Origin of the sequence: Curtobacterium sp. MCLR17_043, assembly GCF_003224215.1 — a bacterium.
Lineage (GTDB): Bacteria > Actinomycetota > Actinomycetes > Actinomycetales > Microbacteriaceae > Curtobacterium > Curtobacterium flaccumfaciens.
In genome coordinates this window covers 131,573-148,713 of sequence record NZ_QKLH01000002.1, presented here as the reverse complement: position 1 = coordinate 148,713, position 17,141 = coordinate 131,573, and the positions used below count along the sequence as shown (strand labels likewise).

Below are 17,141 nucleotides of genomic sequence, written 5' to 3'. Positions count from 1 at the left end.
TGTGGACAGGGCGGTCGATGTCCGAGCGCGGGGCTACGGTGGCTCCATGAGCATGGGACACGGCGGGCGAGGCGGCGGTCCGCGCGGGGGTGGGCGCATCTCGAGCGGCGACTTCCGCGCGCAGAAGGCCGCCAACGCCGAGGCGCCGAGGATCCCGCACCTGGTCCGGCGCATCGCCGCACTGTTCGAGCCGCACCGTCGGGCGATCGTGCTCACAGTCGTCCTCGTGCTGATCGGTGCGGCCATCTCGGTCGTGCCGCCACTGCTCACCCAGCAGGCGTTCGACCGTGGGTTGTTCCCGCCGTCGGGTCGCCCCGACGTCCCGGTGCTGGTCGAGCTCGTGTCCGCGATGGTCCTGCTCTGGATCGCGAGCGCCGGGGTCGGCGTCTGGCAGACGTACCTGACCGCGACGGTCGGCAACAAGGTCATGGGTGCGATGCGGATGCGCCTGTTCGCGCACCTGCAGCGGATGGAGCTCGCGTTCTTCACCCGCACCAAGACCGGCGTCATCCAGTCGCGCCTGCAGAACGACGTCGGTGGCGTGGCGAGCGTGCTGAACAACACGATCTCGTCGGTGCTCGGCAACACCGTGACCGTGATCGCCGCCGTGGTCGCGATGCTCCTGCTGAGCTGGCAGATGACGCTGGTCGCCGTGGTCCTGCTGCCGCTCCTCGTGATCGCGCAGCGCCGCGTCGGCCAGGTCCGCGCCCGCATCGCCGCGCAGACGCAGGAGTCGCTGTCCGACATGACGGCCATCACCCAAGAGGCGTTGAGCGTCTCGGGCATCCTGCTGGCGAAGAGCTTCAACCAGCAGGCCAGCGAGACCCGCCGCTACGGGGACGAGAACCGCAACCAGATCACCCTGCAGGTGCGCCAGCAGATGTCCGGGCAGTGGTTCTTCGCGATCGTGCAGATCTTCCTGTCGATCATCCCGGCGATCATCTACGTCGTCGCCGCGTACCTGATCATCGGCGACGTCCCGATCACGGCCGGCACGATCGTCGCGTTCACGACGGTGCAGTCCCGGCTGCTGTTCCCGACGGTCGGGCTGCTGCGCGTGGTCCTCGACCTGCAGACCTCCGGTGCGCTCTTCGCCCGCATCTTCGAGTACTTCGACCTCAAGCCGGCCATCACGGACTCGCCGACCGCCCGGCCCGTGGACGAGTCGAAGGTCGGCCACGTCGCCTTCGAGGACGTCGTCTTCACCTACCCCGACGGCGAAGCTGACAAGCCGACTCTGCGCGGGGTGTCGTTCGAGCTCCGCCCCGGGCAGTTCGCGGCCTTCGTCGGCCCCTCCGGCGCGGGCAAGACGACGGTGTCCTACCTGGTGCCCCGGCTGTACGAGGCGACCGAGGGATCGGTGCGGTTCGCCGGGCAGGACGTCCGCGACCTGGTGCACGAGGACCTGATGCGGCACGTCGGCATCGTCAGCCAGGAGACGTACCTGTTCCACGCCACGATCGGCGAGAACCTGCGGTACGCCAAGCCGGACGCCACCGACGACGAGCTCGAGCGTGCGGCCCGTGCGGCGAACATCCATGACACGATCGCGTCGTTCCCGGACGGCTACGACACCGTCGTGGGGGAGCGCGGCTACCGCCTGTCCGGTGGCGAGAAGCAGCGCATCGCCATCGCGCGGGTCATGCTGAAGGACCCGCCGGTGCTCGTCCTCGACGAGGCCACCAGTGCACTCGACTCCATCTCGGAACACGTCGTGCAGACGGCGCTCGACACTGCGGCGGCCGGTCGGACCACCATCTCGATCGCGCACCGGTTGTCGACGATCCGCGACGCCGACGTCATCTTCGTCCTGGACCACGGGCAGATCGTCGAGCAGGGCACGCACGACGAACTCCTCGCCCTCGACGGCACGTACGCCCAGCTGCACCGGCAGCAGAACACGTCGGCGGACGTCGTCCGGCCCTGACCGGTCGTGGTCGCGACCGGGCGCCGGACAGGAGGCCCGTGGCGGCGTCCGCACGGGCCTCCCGTCCGGCGCGCAGCGCGACCAGGGCACGTCGCCCGCCGCGGGATCACGGTGCGTTGTCCGCGCACGACACATCCCAGCGGGACGCGGGGACCGCGTCCTAGACTCGACGCCGTGCGTTACGCGAACTCCGTCGTCGACCTCGTCGGCGACACCCCGCTCGTCAAGCTCAACCGGGTGACCGAGGGGGTGCGGGCGACCATCCTGGTGAAGGTCGAGTACCTGAACCCCGGTGGGTCGTCCAAGGACCGCATCGCCACCCGGATCATCGACGCGGCCGAGGCCTCCGGTGACCTGCGCCCCGGCGGCACCATCGTCGAGCCGACCTCCGGCAACACCGGCGTCGGTCTGGCCCTGGTCGCACAGCAGCGCGGCTACCGGTGCGTCTTCGTGCTGCCCGACAAGGTCGGCGAGGACAAGCGCAACGTGCTGACGGCGTACGGCGCCGAGATCGTCGTGACCCCGACCGCGGTCGCGCCGGAGCACCCAGAGTCCTACTACTCGGTGTCGGACCGGCTCGTGCAGGAGATCCCCGGCGCCTACAAGCCGAACCAGTACGCGAACCCGAACGGTCCCCGCAGCCACTACGAGACCACCGGTCCGGAGATCTGGCGCGACACCGAGGGGCAGATCACCCACTTCGTCGCGGGCGTCGGCACCGGCGGAACTATCTCGGGCACCGGACGGTACCTGAAGGAGGCGTCCGACGGCGGCGTCCGCATCGTCGGGGCCGACCCCGAGGGCTCCGTGTACTCCGGCGGCACCGGTCGCCCGTACCTGGTCGAGGGCGTCGGCGAGGACTTCTGGCCGAGCGCGTACGACGCCGGCGTGCCGGACGAGATCATCGCCGTGTCGGACGCCGACTCCTTCGCGATGACCCGGCGCCTGGCGCGCGAAGAGGGATTGCTCGTCGGCGGTTCAAGCGGCATGGCCGTCGTCGCGGCGCTCCGCGCGGCCCGTGACCTGACCGAGGACGACGTCGTCGTCGTGCTGCTGCCGGACGGCGGCCGCGGCTACCTCGGCAAGATCTTCAACGACCGGTGGATGCGCTCCTACGGCTTCGCCGAGACCGACGACGAGCGCACCGTCGGCTCGCTCATCGCCGGCAAGGACGGCCGCCTGCCCGACCTCGTGCACGCGCACCCGGCGGACACCGTGCGCGACGTCGTCGACATCATGACCAAGTACGGCGTCTCGCAGATGCCCGTGCTCAGCGCGGAGCCGCCCGTCGTCATCGGCGAGGTCGTCGGCGCCGTCGAGGAGAAGGCGCTGCTCGAGCAGGTCTTCACCGGCACCGCGAAGATGTCGGACGCGCTCACCGGCTTCGTCGGCGACCCGCTGCCCCTCATCGGCGTCGGCGAGTCGGTCTCCGCGGCGCGTCGTGCGCTCGAGTCGGCCGACGCGCTCCTCGTCGTCGCGGACGGCAAGCCCGTCACCGTGCTGACCCGGCACGACCTCCTCACCTACCTCTCCGAGTAAGGAACCACCGAGCATGACCGAGTTCAGCACCCGGGCCGTCCACGCCGGCCAGGAGCCCGACGAGACCACCGGCGCCGTCATCCCGCCGATCCACCTGACGTCGACGTACGTGCAGGACGGCGTCGGCGGCATGCGCAACGGCTACGAGTACTCGCGCGCCGGCAACCCGACGCGTGACTCGCTGCAGGTGCTCCTGGCCGACCTCGACGGCGGCGTCGCGGCGTCGTCGTTCGCGTCCGGGCTCGCTGCCGAGGACGCCCTGCTCCGCGCCGCGCTCGTCCCCGGTGGCCGCGTCGTGATGGGCAACGACGTGTACGGCGGCACCCACCGCCTGGTGAGCCGGCTGCACGTGCCGTGGGGCGTCGAGCTCGTCGTCGTCGACATGAGCGACCTCGACCAGGTCCGCGCGGCGCTGCAGGGCGCACCGGCCACCACCGTGCTGTGGGTCGAGACGCCGACGAACCCGCTCATGAAGATCGCGGACATCGCCGCGCTCGCGACCCTCGGGCACGAGTCGGGCGCCCTGGTGGTCGTGGACAACACGTTCGCGTCGCCGTACCTGCAGCAGCCGCTGTCGCTCGGTGCCGACGTCGTCGTGTACTCGACCACGAAGTACCTCGGCGGACACTCCGACGTCGTCGGCGGAGCCGTCGTGCTGGCGGACGAGGAGCTCGCGGCGAAGGTGCAGTTCCTGCAGTTCGGCGCGGGTGCGATCTCGTCGCCGTTCGACGCCTACCTGACCACCCGTGGCATCAAGACGCTCGCGGTGCGCATGGAGCGGCACTCGCGGAACGCGCAGGCCGTCGCCGAGGCGCTCGTCGTCGCGCCCGGCGTCGAGCGCGTCTACTACCCGGGCCTGCCCGACCACCCGGGGCACGACGTCGCCGCCCGCCAGATGCGCGGCTTCGGCGGGATGCTCTCGGTCGCGCTGTCCGGCGGCGCCGAGGCGGCGAAGCGGTTCGCGGAGTCGACGGAGCTGTTCGCCCTGGCCGAGTCGCTCGGTGGCGTGGAGTCGCTCATCGGGTACCCGAGCGAGATGACCCACGCGTCGGTGAAGGGCACCGAGCTGGCCGTGCCGGAGAACGTGGTCCGCCTGTCGGTGGGCATCGAGGACGCCGGCGACCTGGTGGCGGACCTGGAGCAGGCGCTGGCGCGCTGAAGCGGGCCCTGCTGCCGCGGTGACGCGGGCACTGCTGACGCGGGACGCTGGACATGGGACGCGGGACGCGGGACGCGGGACGCGCCACCGTGTCGTCGGCGCCCGCCCCTACGATGATCGGGTGAGCACAACGGCGTCGCGGACCAGCCTGCTGAGCGGGCCGTACGCCCTCGCGACGATCGGCATGGTCGCGATCGTCGGCGTCGCGGCGTTCCAGAACCTGGCGATGACGACGATCATGCCGGTGATCAGCCGCGACCTCGACGGCGAGACCCTGTACGCGCTCGCCTTCGCCGCGCCACTCGCCGCCGGGGTGCCCGGCATGGTCCTCGCCGGCAACTGGGCCGACCGCGCGGGCGGACGGATCGTTGCCTGGGTGTCGGCGGTCTTCTTCGCCGTGGGGACCGCCGTGGTGATGCTCGCGCCGACCATGGAGGTGTTCCTGGCGGGGCGCCTCATCGAGGGGTTCGGCGCCGGGGCGATCGACGTGGTGCTGTACGTGCTGGTCGCCCGGATCTTCCCCGCCGAGCTGCACGGACCGGTGTTCGCCGGGTTCGCCGCGGCCTGGGTCGTCCCCGCGCTGATCGGTCCCGCGCTGGCCGGCATCGTCACCGACACCTGGAACTGGCACTGGGTCTTCGCCGGGGCCCTGGTGATCGCGCTGGCGGCGTTCGTCCTGCTCGTGCCGACCCTCGGCCGGTTGCACGCCCCGGCCGCGTCGCTCCGCCCGCCGTGGCAGCGGGTCCGGATCGGGTGGTCGGTGGCGGCGGCCGTGTCGATCCTGCTGCTCAACGTGGCCCCGGACCTGACCCCGTGGGGCATGGTCGCGGCGGTCGTCGTCGGGCTGGTCGGCACCTGGTTCGCCCTGCGGCCGCTGCTGCCGACCGGGACGTTCCGCGCCGCGGCCGGGCTGCCGTCGGTCGTGCTGCTGCGCGGGCTCGTCGCCGCGTCGTTCTTCGGGAGCGAGGCGTACGTGCCGTTCCTGCTGCAGGCCGAACACGGGTTGTCGCCGTCCGCTGCGGGGCTCGCCCTGACGGTGGCGGCACTCAGCTGGGCCGCGTCGAGCTGGGCGCACGGCCGCCTGGGGGAGCGGCGGCTCACCGCCCGTCGCACCTTCGGGGTCGGGCTGACGCTGGTGCTCGTCAGCCTGGTGACCGCGCTCGCGGTCGCGACGTTCGACCTGTCGTGGTGGGTGCTGGTCGCCGGCTGGTTCGTCGGCGGCGCGGGCATGGGGGCGATCTACCCGCGCGCCTCGATGCTGACCCTGCGGTTCTCCGGCGAGGGCGACGACGGGTTCGCGAGCTCGGCCCTGACGATCGCCGATGCCGCCGGCAGCGTGATCGGTCTCGCGGTGACCGGCCTGCTCTTCACCGCGACCGGTGGCGCCGACGGCACCGTGTCGTTCCCCCTGGTGTTCGCGGCGATGATCGGGTTCGCCGCGCTGGCGATCGCGGCCGTCCGACGGCTCGGCCCCGTGCCTGCGCCGGTGACGACAGCCCCGGCAGGCCCGGGCGGAACAGTCCCGTCGCGGACTCCGTCGTCGCACGGCCCGGCCGCCGGGTAGCGTGGCAGACCGGACCGAAGAGGAGACCACCGTGCTGCGCATCGTCGCCGTGACCGTTGCCCTGGCGGCGGCCCTGACCCTGGCCGGGTGCCAGGGCACGACGTCGGCTGCCCCCACACCCGTGCAGAGCACCGACCTGACGAGTTCCGACGGGGGTTTCGACCAGCAGGCCGTGATCGGTGTCGTCCTGGTCCACGACGACGCGGCCCTCGCCGACCGGCTCCGCACCGACCTGACCGATGCCGGGTTCCGGCCGGACGTCCGGGTCGCTCCGGCATCGGGTGCAGCGGCGTCCCAGCGGACCGCGGTCGCCCAGCTCGTGCGGAAGGGGGCCAAGGCCCTGCTCGTGCACGCCGCCCGACCGTCCGCGCTGACCGGCGTGATCCAGACCGCCCACGACGCCGGGGTCGTCGTGGTGTCCCTCGGTGATCCGCTGCCCGCGACCGGCACCGGTGGCGACGGGGTGTCCGCCGACTACCGCGTGCCGTCGGGGGGCGACGACGCCGACACGGCGGCGACGGCGGTCGACGTCGTGCAGTCCCTGCAGCGCGGCGAGAAGCCGGAGACCGACCCGACGGACGGCGACACGACCGACGCCGAGTAGGAGCGGTCCGCTCAGCTCCACCACGCCGGGAACGACAGCGTGATCGTCTCGACCAGCGCCTTCCGCGACCGGCGGGGCCCGGCGAGCCAGGCCTCGATCGCGCCGACGAAGCCCTGCGCCACGAACCCCGCGGCGACGTCGTCGAGCAGCTCGGGCCGGCGTGCGGGATCGAGCTCGCGGATGTGCAGGGCACTCGACACCGTGAAGTGCTCGACGAGCAGCCGGTGCAGCGACGCGTCGTTCGGGTCCGGCAGCGCCTTGCCGTAGATGTCGCGGTGCGTGGTCACGTGCTCGACAACGGCGTTGATGCCGCGCCGGGTGATGGCTGCGAGCTCATCGGCCCCGGCGCCCCGGTCGGCGGCGGCCCGGCGCTCGTCGGCGTCGTCCTGCCGGATGCGGTCGAGTTCCGGCGTCAGGACGTCGGCGAGCAGCGACCCGGGGGAGACGGCGTGCGAGTAGAACGTGGCCCGGTTGATGCCGGCGGCACGCGTGACGTCGGCGACGGTGATCTCCGAGACCGGTCGGTCCGCGGCGAGTCGCAGGATCGCCTCGCGCAGCGCTGCAGTGGTGTGCAGGATCCGGGCATCCACCATGACGCCCACCCCCTTCTGATCCGCTTCACCCGGAAGGCCCCCGAGCAACCCGACGCTACCGCATGGTCCGCGCCGGGCCGAGGGGCAGCACCAGCCGCTTCACGCGGGCGGCCCGCACCGGCGGCGCCGAGCACGCACCGGCGACCGTAGGATGGTTCCGCGGACGAATCGATTCGATCGACCCGCGATCACCCCCCGCCCCCTCATCGTCGAAGGACTCCTGTCTCGTGACCGCGCCCGCCACCACCGGTTCGCTCCGGGTCGTCCTGCACCCGGGAGACTCGCTCTCCCGCGGGCAGCGGCTCGTCTACGTCTTCGTCCTGGGCGCCCTCACGGCGCTCGGTCCGTTCACGATCGACCTGTACCTGCCGGCGTTCCCGGCGATCAAGGACCAGTTCAGCGTCACCGACGGCGCGGTCCAGCTGACGCTCACCGCGACGACGCTCGGCTTCGCCATCGGGCAGCTCCTGGTCGGCCCGTGGAGCGACAAGGTGGGCCGTCGACTGCCGCTGATCATCGCGACGACGGTGCACATCGCCGCGTCGATAGGCGCCGCGACCGCGCCGGACATCGAGCTGCTCGCGGTGTTCCGCGTGCTGCAGGGCATGGGCGCCGCAGCCGGCGGTGTCGTCGCGATGGCGACGGTGCGTGACCTCTTCGGCGGCAAGCCGCTGGTCCGCATGTTGTCCCGCCTGGCGATGGTGAACGGCCTCGCACCGATCCTCGCGCCGCTCATCGGTTCGCAGATGCTGCAGTTCACCAGCTGGCGCGGCATCTTCGTCTTCCTCGCCTGCTACGGCCTGGCGGTGGTCATCGCGTCGATCCTGCTCATCGTCGAGACCCTGCCCCCGGCCCGTCGGCACGAGGCCGGACACTCCACCATCGGCCAGCGTTACAAGGCGCTGTTCTCCGACCGGATCTTCGTCGGCGTCGCGCTCATCGGCGCCATGGTGTTCAGCGGACTGTTCTCGTACCTCAGCGCGTCACCGTTCCTGTTCCAGCAGGTCTACGGGCTCGACGCGCAGCAGTACGGGCTGCTCTTCGCCGTCAACTCGGTCGGGGTCGTCCTCGGCGTGCAGATCTCGTCGCGGCTCGCCCAGCGGGTCGGTCCGCAGTGGATCCTGGCGTGCTCGACCGCGACCCTGCTGCTGGCGTCGCTCGCGATCATCGTGCTCGACCAGCTCGGGGCCGGTCTGGTCGGCGTGCTCGTCCCGCTGTGGTTCTTCATCGCCGCGTGCGGGTTCTCGTTCCCGCTCGTGCAGGTCATCGGTCTCGCCGCCCACGGGAAAGAGGCGGGAACAGCCGCCTCGGTGCTCGGCGCCCTGAACTTCGGCGTCGCCGGGCTCATCTCGCCGGTGGTCGGCTGGCTCGGCATCACGACGGCCACCCCGATGGCGATGGTGATGGCGTCGACCGCCGCCGTCGCGATCCTGATGCTCTGGTTCGTGGTCCGACCGCGGACGGTCCCCGCGCTGACGCACTGACGACCCGGACCGCCGCGGGCTCCGGTCCCTAGGCTGTGCCCATGAGCGACGCGACGGAGCGGGCACGAGCGGCTGCCGAGGCAGCGAGACAGGCCGCCGACGAGGCACGTCGGCTCGCCGACGAAGCGGCGCGGCGAGCCGAGGAGCTCGCCGCCGCACTGGCGGCGGAGGAGCAGGCTGTCCTCACCGCGGACGCGGAACCCGCGGTCGTCGGGTCCCCGCCACCCACCGGCCTGGAGGCGCGGCTCGCGCCCGACGCGGAGCCCGCCCCTGCGGCCGCACCGGCTCCCACCACCCCTGCCGCGGCGGTCGACGCGACCGCCCCGGATCCGGTGGCGACGGCGGCGACCGGCACCGTGCCTCCCGTCCGTGCCGAAGCTGGCCCGCTCGGACCGGACGCGGTCGCGGCCATCCGTGACGGCTACGCCGTCGACGGAGGCGCGATCGAACTCGGTGCCCTGGTCAACGGCGCAGCGGTGCCCGAGGTGCAGGTCCGGATCCCGCTCGCGATGCTGACCCGGCACGGGCTGGTGGCCGGGGCGACCGGCACCGGCAAGACCCGCACGCTGCAGGTGCTCGCCGAGCAGATCGCGGCGAACGGGGTGCCGGTGTTCGCCGCCGACGTGAAGGGCGACCTGTCGGGTCTGGCCGTCGCGGGGCATGCGAACGACAAGCTGCTCGACCGCACCGCGGGCATCGGCCAGCAGTGGCAGGGTGTCGCGAGCCAGGCCGAGCTGTTCTCGCTGGGCGGGCAGGGCACCGGCGTGCCGATCCGCGCCACCGTCTCGGGCTTCGGGCCGCTGCTGCTGTCGAAGGTGCTCGGGCTGAACGACACGCAGGAGTCCTCGCTCGGTCTGGTGTTCCACTACGCCACGCAGCAGGGTCTCGCGCTGGTGGACCTCGACGACCTGCGGAGCGTGCTGACGTTCCTGGTGAGCGAGCAGGGCAAGGGGGAACTCGCCGAGCTCGGGGGCCTGTCGAAGCAGACCGCCGGGGTGATCCTGCGGGAGCTCGTCACCTTCGCTGACCAAGGTGCCGACCAGTTCTTCGGCGAGCCCGAGATCGACACGCAGGTGTTCCTGCGGACGGCGGCGGACGGGCGGGGGATCGTCAGCCTGCTCGAGGTGCCCGGTGTGCAGGACCGGCCGGAGGTCTTCTCGACGTTCCTGATGTGGCTGCTGGCGGACCTGTTCAACGAGCTGCCGGAGGTCGGCGACCAGGACGAGCCGAAGCTGGTGTTCTTCCTGGACGAGGCGCACCTGCTGTTCACCGGGGCGTCGAAGGACTTCACCGAGCAGATCGTGCGGACCGTGCGGCTCATCCGGTCGAAGGGCGTCGGGGTCTTCTTCGTGACGCAGACCCCGAAGGACGTGCCGAACGACGTGCTGGCGCAGCTCGGGTCGCGCATCCAGCACCAGCTCCGCGCCCACACCCCGGACGACGCGAAGGCGCTCCGGGCGACGGTGTCGACCTACCCGACGAGCGACTACGACCTGGGCGAGGTGCTCACGTCGCTCGCGACCGGCGAGGCCATCGTCACGGTGATGAACGAGCGGGGCGCGCCGACCCCCGTCGCGTGGACCCGGCTGCGCGCACCCCAGGGGTCGATGGACCCGATGCCGGCCGACGAGATGGCCGCACGGGTGCAGGCCTCACCGCTCCTGGCGACCTACGGCACCCGCGTCGATCCGGACTCGGCCCGCGAGGTGCTCGCGCGCCGGATGGAGGCGGCGGCCGCTGCTTCCGACGCCGCCGCTGCAGCCGACGAGGCCGCCGCCGCCGCGGCGGACGCGTCGGCGGATGCCCAGCAGGAGTACGAGCGGCAGCAGCGGGAATTCGAGCGGGCCGAGCGAGCGTCGGAAGCGCGGCGTTCCGATCGGTCCGGCGGCTCCGGCCGGTCGGGCGGGACGCGGCGATCCGGGACCCGACGATCCGCGGGGGACCCGCTGTCGGACCTGCTCGGCTCCGGGCTGGGCGGGACCATCGCGAAGGAAGTGGTGCGCGGGATCTTCTCGACGCTGCGGCGTCGGCGCTGACGGGTCCGCCGGTGGGTCAGCGGGCGTTGAGGCCGGCGAACTCGACGGCGAGCAGCCCGCCGACGACCAGCACGACGAGGCCACCCACGAGCAGGAACGCCGACCGCTGCTCGTACCAGGCGCGGCTCGTCGGGTAGCGCTTCGCGAAGGTGCGGGCGGAGACCGGCCGCGACTCTTCGACGACCTGCACGCCGAGCGCGTCGACGACCCGGTCGAGCCCGTCGTCGCCCCACACGTCGGCGCGGAGCCGGAAGAGGTGGGTGCCGGTCCGGTCGAACGCGACGAGTTCCCGGACGGTCCGGTCCACCGACGAGCCGAAGGTCGTGGCGAGCACCAGGCTGTGCACGCGCTCGCGGGGGATCCGCCGGTGCGCCGTGAGGACCCCGCGGATCGTCAGGCCGTCGTCGTCGATCCCGATGAACGCGGTGTGCAGTCGGACGAACACGATGCCGACGGCCGCGGCCATCGCGACGACGATCCCGGCGAACACGGCCCACGTGCGGAACGGGAACGAGACCCAGACCAGGGCGACGGCGAGCGGCACTGCCGAGAAGGCGATGCTCAGCGCGGTGGAACGGACGAGGGACCGGCGCGGGCGGAGGACCGTGTCGAAGACGGCGGGCCGCACGGGCACTGCGGGCACGGTGGTGTCCCCCATGGCGCGTCTCCTCGTCCCCTCGGGTGTTCCGGGCACGCTGATCAGCACGCCCTCCGAGCGACGCCCCTGCCGCTCGATGCACCGCGGTCGGCTCGTCCCGGAGCCGTTCGCTCGGCCAGCATAGGCGACCGGCGGGTACCGGGGACAGCCCGTTCCACCCCTGGTCGGCGTTTCCCGGCCAACCGAGGGGGAACAGGGCACGCGCTCGTCCGCAGGGTGGGGGACCGATCGACTGTGGAACGACGAAGGACCCGCACCGATCGGTGCGGGTCCTTCGTGGTGGTTCGGTGTTGCTCGCTGCGGAGAATGGGGGATTCGAACCCCCGAGGGCTTGCACCCAACACGCTTTCCAAGCGTGCGCCATAGGCCACTAGGCGAATTCTCCTGACACCGTCTCGCGACGGCGACACCCAATGGTACAGGTTCTCCGAGGTGCTCACGACCGCGTGTCGTCGGCGACGGTGCTCCCAGATGTCGTGACATGTGCGGCGACTACCCTGGGCCTCGTGTCGACCCGCATCTACATCACGTCAGCAGAAGGGCACACGGGCAAGAGCACCGTCGCCCTCGGTGTCCTCGAGACCCTCGCCCGGTCCGTCGGCCGCGTCGGCGTGTTCCGGCCCGTCGCCAGATCGGTCGTCGAACCCGACTACGTGCTCGAGCTGCTGCTGCAGCACACGGCCGTCGGCATCTCGTACGACGACGCGGTCGGGGTCACCTACGACGACGTGCACGCCGACCCCGAGGCGGCGCTCGGCACCATCGTCACCCGATTCGCCCAGGTCGAGCGGCAGTGCGACGCCGTCGTGGTGCTCGGGTCCGACTACACCGACGTGGGCAGCCCCACCGAGCTGTCCTTCAACGCGAAGGTCGCCGCGAACCTCGGCGCTCCGGTGCTCCTCGTGCTGGGTGGCCGCGACGCCGCCGAACGTGCGGCCCGCACCCCCGAGGGCATGGCGCAGGTGGCGGACGTCACGACGAGCGAGCTGCGGGCGGCACACGCGCAGCTGTTCGGTGTCGTGGTGAACCGTGCCGACCCGGACGCCCTCGCCGCCATCGTGACGAGCGTCGAGCAGGCCGTGCACGACGACCACCCGGACGTCCCGGTGTGGGCGATCCCCGAGGACCGCGTGCTCGTCGCCCCGACCGTCCGTGCCCTGCTGCAGGCCACCGGCGCCACCCTGGTCCGCGGTGACGACGCCCTGCTCGACCGCGAGGCCCTCGGCACCGTCGTCGCGGGAATGAGCATGGAGAACGTGCTGCCCCGGCTGATCGAGGGCGGCATCGTCGTCGTCCCGGGTGACCGGAGCGACGTCCTCATCGCCACGCTGCTCGCCAACCAGTCCGAGACGTTCCCGAGCCTGGCCGGCGTCATCCTGAACGGCGGGTTCGAGATCGCCCCGCAGGTGTCGCGGCTGCTCGAGGGCCTGTCGAGCTCGCTGCCGATCGCGCAGAACGACCTCGGCACGTACGACACCGCCCTCCGGATCACCCAGACCCGTGGCCGCCTGGCCGCGGACTCGCCCCGGAAGGCCGACCTCGCGCTCGCCCTGTTCGAGCAGCACGTCGACGCCGAGGCCCTGCGCGACCGCCTGCAGCTCGCCCCGTCCGGCGTCGTCACCCCGCTGATGTTCGAGCACGGCCTGCTCGACCGCGCCCGCAGCTACGGCAAGCGCATCGTCCTGCCCGAGGGCGAGGACGACCGCATCCTCCGCGCCGCCTCCACCCTGCTGCAGCGCCAGGTCTGCGAGCTGACGATCCTCGGCGACCCGGCGGCGATCCGCACGCGGGCGACCGAGCTCGGCCTCGACCTCGAGGCCGCGCAGCTCGTGTCCCCGTTCGACCCAGAGCTCCGGGAGCGCTTCGCCGAGGAGTACACCCGGCTCCGCGCCCACAAGGGGATGTCGATCGAGCTCGCCCGTGACACCGTCACCGACGTCTCGTACTTCGGCACGATGATGGTGCAGCTCGGGCTCGCCGACGGCATGGTCTCCGGCGCGAAGCACACCACGGCGCACACGATCCGCCCGTCGTTCGAGATCATCAAGACCCGTCCGGACACCTCGATCGTGTCGAGCGTGTTCCTGATGGCGCTCGCCGACCGCGTGCTCGTCTACGGCGACTGCGCGGTGATCCCGGACCCGACGAGCGAGCAGCTCGCCGACATCGCGATCTCGTCCGCCGAGACCGCGACCCAGTTCGGCATCGACCCCCGCGTCGCGATGCTCAGCTACTCCACCGGCGACAGCGGCTCCGGCGCCGACGTCGACAAGGTGCGCGCCGGCACCGCGTTCGTGCGGGAACGCCGACCCGACCTGCTCGTCGAGGGCCCGATCCAGTACGACGCCGCAGCCGACCCCACGGTCGCGTCGACGAAGATGCCGGACTCCCCGGTCGCCGGCCGCGCAACGGTGTTCATCTTCCCGGACCTCAACACCGGCAACAACACGTACAAGGCCGTGCAGCGCTCGGCCGGCGCCGTGGCGATCGGCCCGGTCCTGCAGGGCCTGCGCAAGCCGATCAACGACCTGTCGCGCGGCGCCCTGGTGGGCGACATCGTGAACACCGTCGCGATCACCGCGATCCAGGCCGGCACCGCGACCGACGCGGCCTGACCGCCCGACCCGCACCGCGCCTCCAGGCCCGACAGAAAGTGACCACCCCGTGACCGCAGCCCTCGTCGTCAACTCCGGCTCGAGTTCGTTCAAGTACCAGCTCATCGAACTCGAGGACGAGCGCACGCTCGCCTCCGGGCTCGTCGAGCGCATCGGCGAGTCCGCCGGGGCCTGGAAGCACACCAACGCGCTGACGGGGGAGTCGTCGTCCAACGACGCCGCGTCGGTGCCCGACCACGCGGCCGGGTTCCAGGCGATGATCGACGCGTTCGCGAAGGTCGGGCCGTCGTTCGACGAGCACCCGCCCGCCGTCGTCGGCCACCGCGTCGTGCACGGCGGCACCACCTTCGACCGTGCGACGGTCGTCACGGACCAGGTCGAGCAGCAGATCGAGGACCTCAACAGCCTCGCGCCGCTGCACAACCCCGCGAACCTCGAGGGGATCCGCGCCGCGAAGCAGGTCTTCTCGGACGTCCCGCACGTCGCCGTGTTCGACACCGCGTTCCACCAGACCATGCCCCCGCACGCGTACACGTACGCGATCCCCGCCGACCTGGCCGCCGAGTACGGGATCCGCCGCTACGGCATGCACGGCACCAGCCACAAGTACGTCTCCGAGCAGGCCGCGGAGTTCCTCGACCGGCCGCTCGCCGAGCTCAAGACGATCGTGCTGCACCTGGGCAACGGCGCCTCGGTCGCGGCGATCGACGGCGGCAAGTCCATCGAGACCTCGATGGGCCTCACCCCGCTCGAGGGGCTCGTCATGGGCACCCGCTCCGGTGACCTCGACCCCGCGGTGCTCATCCACCTGCACCGCGAGGCCGGGATGACCTTCGACGAGCTCGACACCATGCTCAACAAGCGGTCCGGCCTGCTCGGCCTGACCGGCAACGGTGACATGCGCGACGTGCAGGACGCCGCCACCAAGGGCGACGAGCAGGCGGAGGCGGCGCTCGCCGTGTACCGCCACCGCATCCGTCGGTACGTGGGTGCCTACACGGCGCAGCTCGGCGGGCTCGACGCGGTCGTGTTCACCGCGGGGGTCGGCGAGAACAACGCGCTGCTGCGGCGGCGCGTGCTCGCGGGGCTCGAGCACCTGGGCATCGAGATCGATCCGGACCGGAACGAGCTGGCATCGCGGGACGCCCGCCGCATCTCCACCGACGGCTCACGGGTCGCGGTGCTCGTGATCCCGACGAACGAGGAGCTGGAGATCGCCCGGCAGTCGGCTGCGGTCGCGCTCTGACGCGTGGCGCCGTGCCGCCGCGCGGCGCGGCGGTGCGGCGTCGGGGCGTTGCGACGGCACGGTGCGGTGTTCGTGGGCTGGTGCGGGGTTGCCTGGTGGGTGCGCGCTTGCAGCGCGGCACGGGGCGCGGAAGTCCGCACGGGGTGAGCAGGTGCGCACGGTGCGGACGGGAGGCGTGGGGCGGGCTGGCACCGTGCCTCCCGTCCGCCCGTGGGTCGCGTCCGGCGCATGGTGCGGGGCTGCCTGCTGGGTGCGCGCTTGCAGCGCGGCACGGGGCGCGGAAGTGCGCACGGGGTGAGTAGGTGCGCACGGTGCGGACGGGAGGCGCGGGGCGGGCGGGCTCCGTGCCTCCCGTCCGCCGGTGGGTCGCGTCGCGGCGCACGGTGTGGCGTTCGTCGGTGGGTGCGGGGTTGCCTGTTGGGTGCGCGCTTGCAGCGCGGCACGGGGCGTGGAAGTCCGCACGGGGTGAGTAGGTGCGCACGGTGCGGGGGCGCCTGTTGGGTGCGCGCTTGCAGCGCGGCACGGGGCGTGGAAGTCCGCACGGGGTGAGCAGGCGCGCACGGTGCGGACGGGAGGCACGGGGCGGGCTGGCGCCGTGCCTCCCGTCCGCCCGTGGGTCGCGTCCGGCGCATGGTGCGGCGTTCGTCGGCTGGCGCGGGGTTGCCTGGTGGGTGCGCGCTTGCAGCGCGGCACGGGGCGCGGAAGTGCGCACGGGGTGAGCAGGGGCGCACGGTGCACGGCCCGGCACCTTCGGCGAGGAGCTCGCACGGTGTGACGAAGCGCGCACGGTGCGCGACGCGCGGACCGGTCAGGTGAGCGCGTTCAGCGCCGCCGGGATCGGGGTGTCGCCGCTGGTGACCTCGAACTGCACGCCGACCGCGGCGTCGTCGAGCAGTGCGTGCAGGACGACGGTCGCGACATCCGCGCGGGGGATCGAGCCGCGCGGCACCGTCCGGCCGACGTGGACCGTGCCCTGCGGCGGCGTGTCGAGCAGGCCGCCGGGACGCACGATCGTCCAGCGGAGGCGTCGGGCCCGCAGGTTCGCGTCCGCCTCGGCCTTCGCCCGCAGGTAGACCTGGAACACCGCGGCGTCGTCCTGCGCTGGCACGACGGCGAGCTCGGGGTCGTAGGTGTCGGCCGCCATCGCGGAGATCATCACGTACCGCTCGATGCCAGCACGCTCGGCGGCGTCGGCGAGCAGGATCGCACCGTCGCGGTCGACGGTGAGCTTCCGTTCGGCGCCGCTGTTCGGCCCGGCACCGGCGGCGAACACCACGGCATCGACAGCGCGCAGGCGGAGCGCGAGGTCGTCGTCGCCGAGCTGCTCCAGGTCTGCGACGATCGCACGCGCCCCCTGTTGCTCGACGTCGGCCACGTGCGCGGGGTTGCGGACGATCGCGACGGCATCGTGGCCGGCGTCGGTGATCTGGCGGGCGAGGAGCAGGGCGATCTGGCCGTGTCCTCCGGCGATGGCGATCTTCATGTGTTCGAGTCTGCCCGTCGCGTCCGGTAGACTTCTCGGCGGCTCCTCACGTGACGCCATCCAGGCCAACTCCCCCAGGGCGGAAACGCAGCAAGGGTAACCAGGCTCTGGCGGGTGCGTGAGGAGTCTTCTTCGTTCCGGGTCGAGTCGGCTCCCCGGTGTCCCCCCCCCGTTCGGGAGGTCTCGCGTCCTTTTTCGTCGATGCTTGCGGACAGCTTCCTGATCATGTGTAA

Annotated in this window: 12 protein-coding genes, 1 tRNA gene and 1 other RNA gene; 10 read left to right on the top strand and 4 right to left on the bottom strand. The window is 72.2% G+C overall.

Going from position 1 to position 17,141, the window contains the following annotated elements:
* Positions 1-52: 52 nt before the first annotated feature.
* From DEJ03_RS02485 to DEJ03_RS02465, 5 genes are all read left to right on the top strand, one after another.
* A complete protein-coding gene (locus DEJ03_RS02485; RefSeq protein ID WP_110863384.1) occupies positions 53-1,927 on the top strand; it encodes an ABC transporter ATP-binding protein in 1,875 nt (624 codons plus the stop codon).
* A 174-nt stretch (positions 1,928-2,101) separates the two neighbouring features.
* Positions 2,102-3,466 carry a cystathionine beta-synthase gene (locus DEJ03_RS02480; RefSeq protein ID WP_110863383.1) on the top strand — a complete coding sequence of 455 codons (1,365 nt, stop codon included), beginning with the start codon at positions 2,102-2,104 and terminating at the stop codon, positions 3,464-3,466.
* A 13-nt stretch (positions 3,467-3,479) separates the two neighbouring features.
* Positions 3,480-4,625: a cystathionine gamma-synthase gene (locus DEJ03_RS02475; protein ID WP_056070707.1), complete on the top strand. Its 1,146-nt coding sequence runs from the start codon at positions 3,480-3,482 to the stop codon at positions 4,623-4,625.
* A 121-nt stretch (positions 4,626-4,746) separates the two neighbouring features.
* Positions 4,747-6,189, top strand: coding sequence for an MFS transporter (locus DEJ03_RS02470; protein WP_110863382.1), 1,443 nt, complete (start codon positions 4,747-4,749; stop codon positions 6,187-6,189).
* Between the two features lies 1 nt (position 6,190).
* On the top strand, positions 6,191-6,793 hold the full coding sequence (locus tag DEJ03_RS02465) for a substrate-binding domain-containing protein (RefSeq protein WP_110863381.1): 603 nt from the start codon (positions 6,191-6,193) through the stop codon (positions 6,791-6,793).
* An 11-nt stretch (positions 6,794-6,804) separates the two neighbouring features.
* On the opposite strand, the gene DEJ03_RS02460 is transcribed toward DEJ03_RS02465, so the two are convergent.
* Positions 6,805-7,386: a TetR/AcrR family transcriptional regulator gene (locus tag DEJ03_RS02460; RefSeq protein WP_139179218.1), complete on the bottom strand. Its 582-nt coding sequence runs from the start codon at positions 7,384-7,386 to the stop codon at positions 6,805-6,807.
* A gap of 227 nt (positions 7,387-7,613) precedes the next feature.
* Between DEJ03_RS02460 and DEJ03_RS02455 the strand changes: the two genes are divergently transcribed.
* Both DEJ03_RS02455 and DEJ03_RS02450 read left to right on the top strand, forming a co-directional pair.
* Positions 7,614-8,870: a multidrug effflux MFS transporter gene (locus DEJ03_RS02455; RefSeq protein ID WP_051596893.1), complete on the top strand. Its 1,257-nt coding sequence runs from the start codon at positions 7,614-7,616 to the stop codon at positions 8,868-8,870.
* A 41-nt stretch (positions 8,871-8,911) separates the two neighbouring features.
* Positions 8,912-10,906, top strand: a complete 1,995-nt coding sequence (locus DEJ03_RS02450) for a helicase HerA-like domain-containing protein (RefSeq protein ID WP_110863380.1) — start codon at positions 8,912-8,914, stop codon at positions 10,904-10,906.
* 16 nt (positions 10,907-10,922) lie between these two features.
* On the opposite strand, the gene DEJ03_RS02445 is transcribed toward DEJ03_RS02450, so the two are convergent.
* Both DEJ03_RS02445 and DEJ03_RS02440 read right to left on the bottom strand, forming a co-directional pair.
* Positions 10,923-11,564 carry a hypothetical protein gene (locus DEJ03_RS02445; RefSeq protein ID WP_110863379.1) on the bottom strand — a complete coding sequence of 214 codons (642 nt, stop codon included), beginning with the start codon at positions 11,562-11,564 and terminating at the stop codon, positions 10,923-10,925.
* A gap of 300 nt (positions 11,565-11,864) precedes the next feature.
* Positions 11,865-11,949, bottom strand: a tRNA-Ser gene (locus tag DEJ03_RS02440).
* A 121-nt stretch (positions 11,950-12,070) separates the two neighbouring features.
* On the opposite strand from DEJ03_RS02440, the gene pta reads away from it, so the two are divergent.
* Both pta and DEJ03_RS02430 read left to right on the top strand, forming a co-directional pair.
* Positions 12,071-14,179, top strand: coding sequence for a phosphate acetyltransferase (gene pta, locus DEJ03_RS02435; RefSeq protein ID WP_071405020.1), 2,109 nt, complete (start codon positions 12,071-12,073; stop codon positions 14,177-14,179).
* A 49-nt stretch (positions 14,180-14,228) separates the two neighbouring features.
* Positions 14,229-15,425 (top strand): acetate/propionate family kinase, encoded by a 1,197-nt coding sequence (locus DEJ03_RS02430; protein WP_027466390.1) that lies wholly within the window; start codon positions 14,229-14,231, stop codon positions 15,423-15,425.
* Between the two features lie 808 nt (positions 15,426-16,233).
* Here the strand turns inward: DEJ03_RS02430 and DEJ03_RS02425 are convergent.
* On the bottom strand, positions 16,234-16,908 hold the full coding sequence (locus DEJ03_RS02425) for an SDR family oxidoreductase (protein WP_110863378.1): 675 nt from the start codon (positions 16,906-16,908) through the stop codon (positions 16,234-16,236).
* A 37-nt stretch (positions 16,909-16,945) separates the two neighbouring features.
* Here DEJ03_RS02425 and ffs point away from each other — a divergent pair.
* An RNA gene (gene ffs, locus DEJ03_RS02420) (signal recognition particle sRNA small type) lies at positions 16,946-17,042 on the top strand.
* Positions 17,043-17,141 lie beyond the last annotated feature (99 nt).

What these genes read in the sequence shown, in the direction of transcription:
- DEJ03_RS02485 (WP_110863384.1), top strand. Translation starts at nt 53, where the DNA reads ATGGGACACGGCGGGCGAGGCGGCGGTCCGCGCGGGGGTGGGCGCATC.
- DEJ03_RS02475 (WP_056070707.1), top strand. Translation starts at nt 3,480, where the DNA reads ATGACCGAGTTCAGCACCCGGGCCGTCCACGCCGGCCAGGAGCCCGAC.
- DEJ03_RS02460 (WP_139179218.1), bottom strand. Translation starts at nt 7,386, where the DNA reads ATGGTGGATGCCCGGATCCTGCACACCACTGCAGCGCTGCGCGAGGCG.
- DEJ03_RS02450 (WP_110863380.1), top strand. Translation starts at nt 8,912, where the DNA reads ATGAGCGACGCGACGGAGCGGGCACGAGCGGCTGCCGAGGCAGCGAGA.
- DEJ03_RS02445 (WP_110863379.1), bottom strand. Translation starts at nt 11,564, where the DNA reads ATGGGGGACACCACCGTGCCCGCAGTGCCCGTGCGGCCCGCCGTCTTC.
- DEJ03_RS02425 (WP_110863378.1), bottom strand. Translation starts at nt 16,908, where the DNA reads ATGAAGATCGCCATCGCCGGAGGACACGGCCAGATCGCCCTGCTCCTC.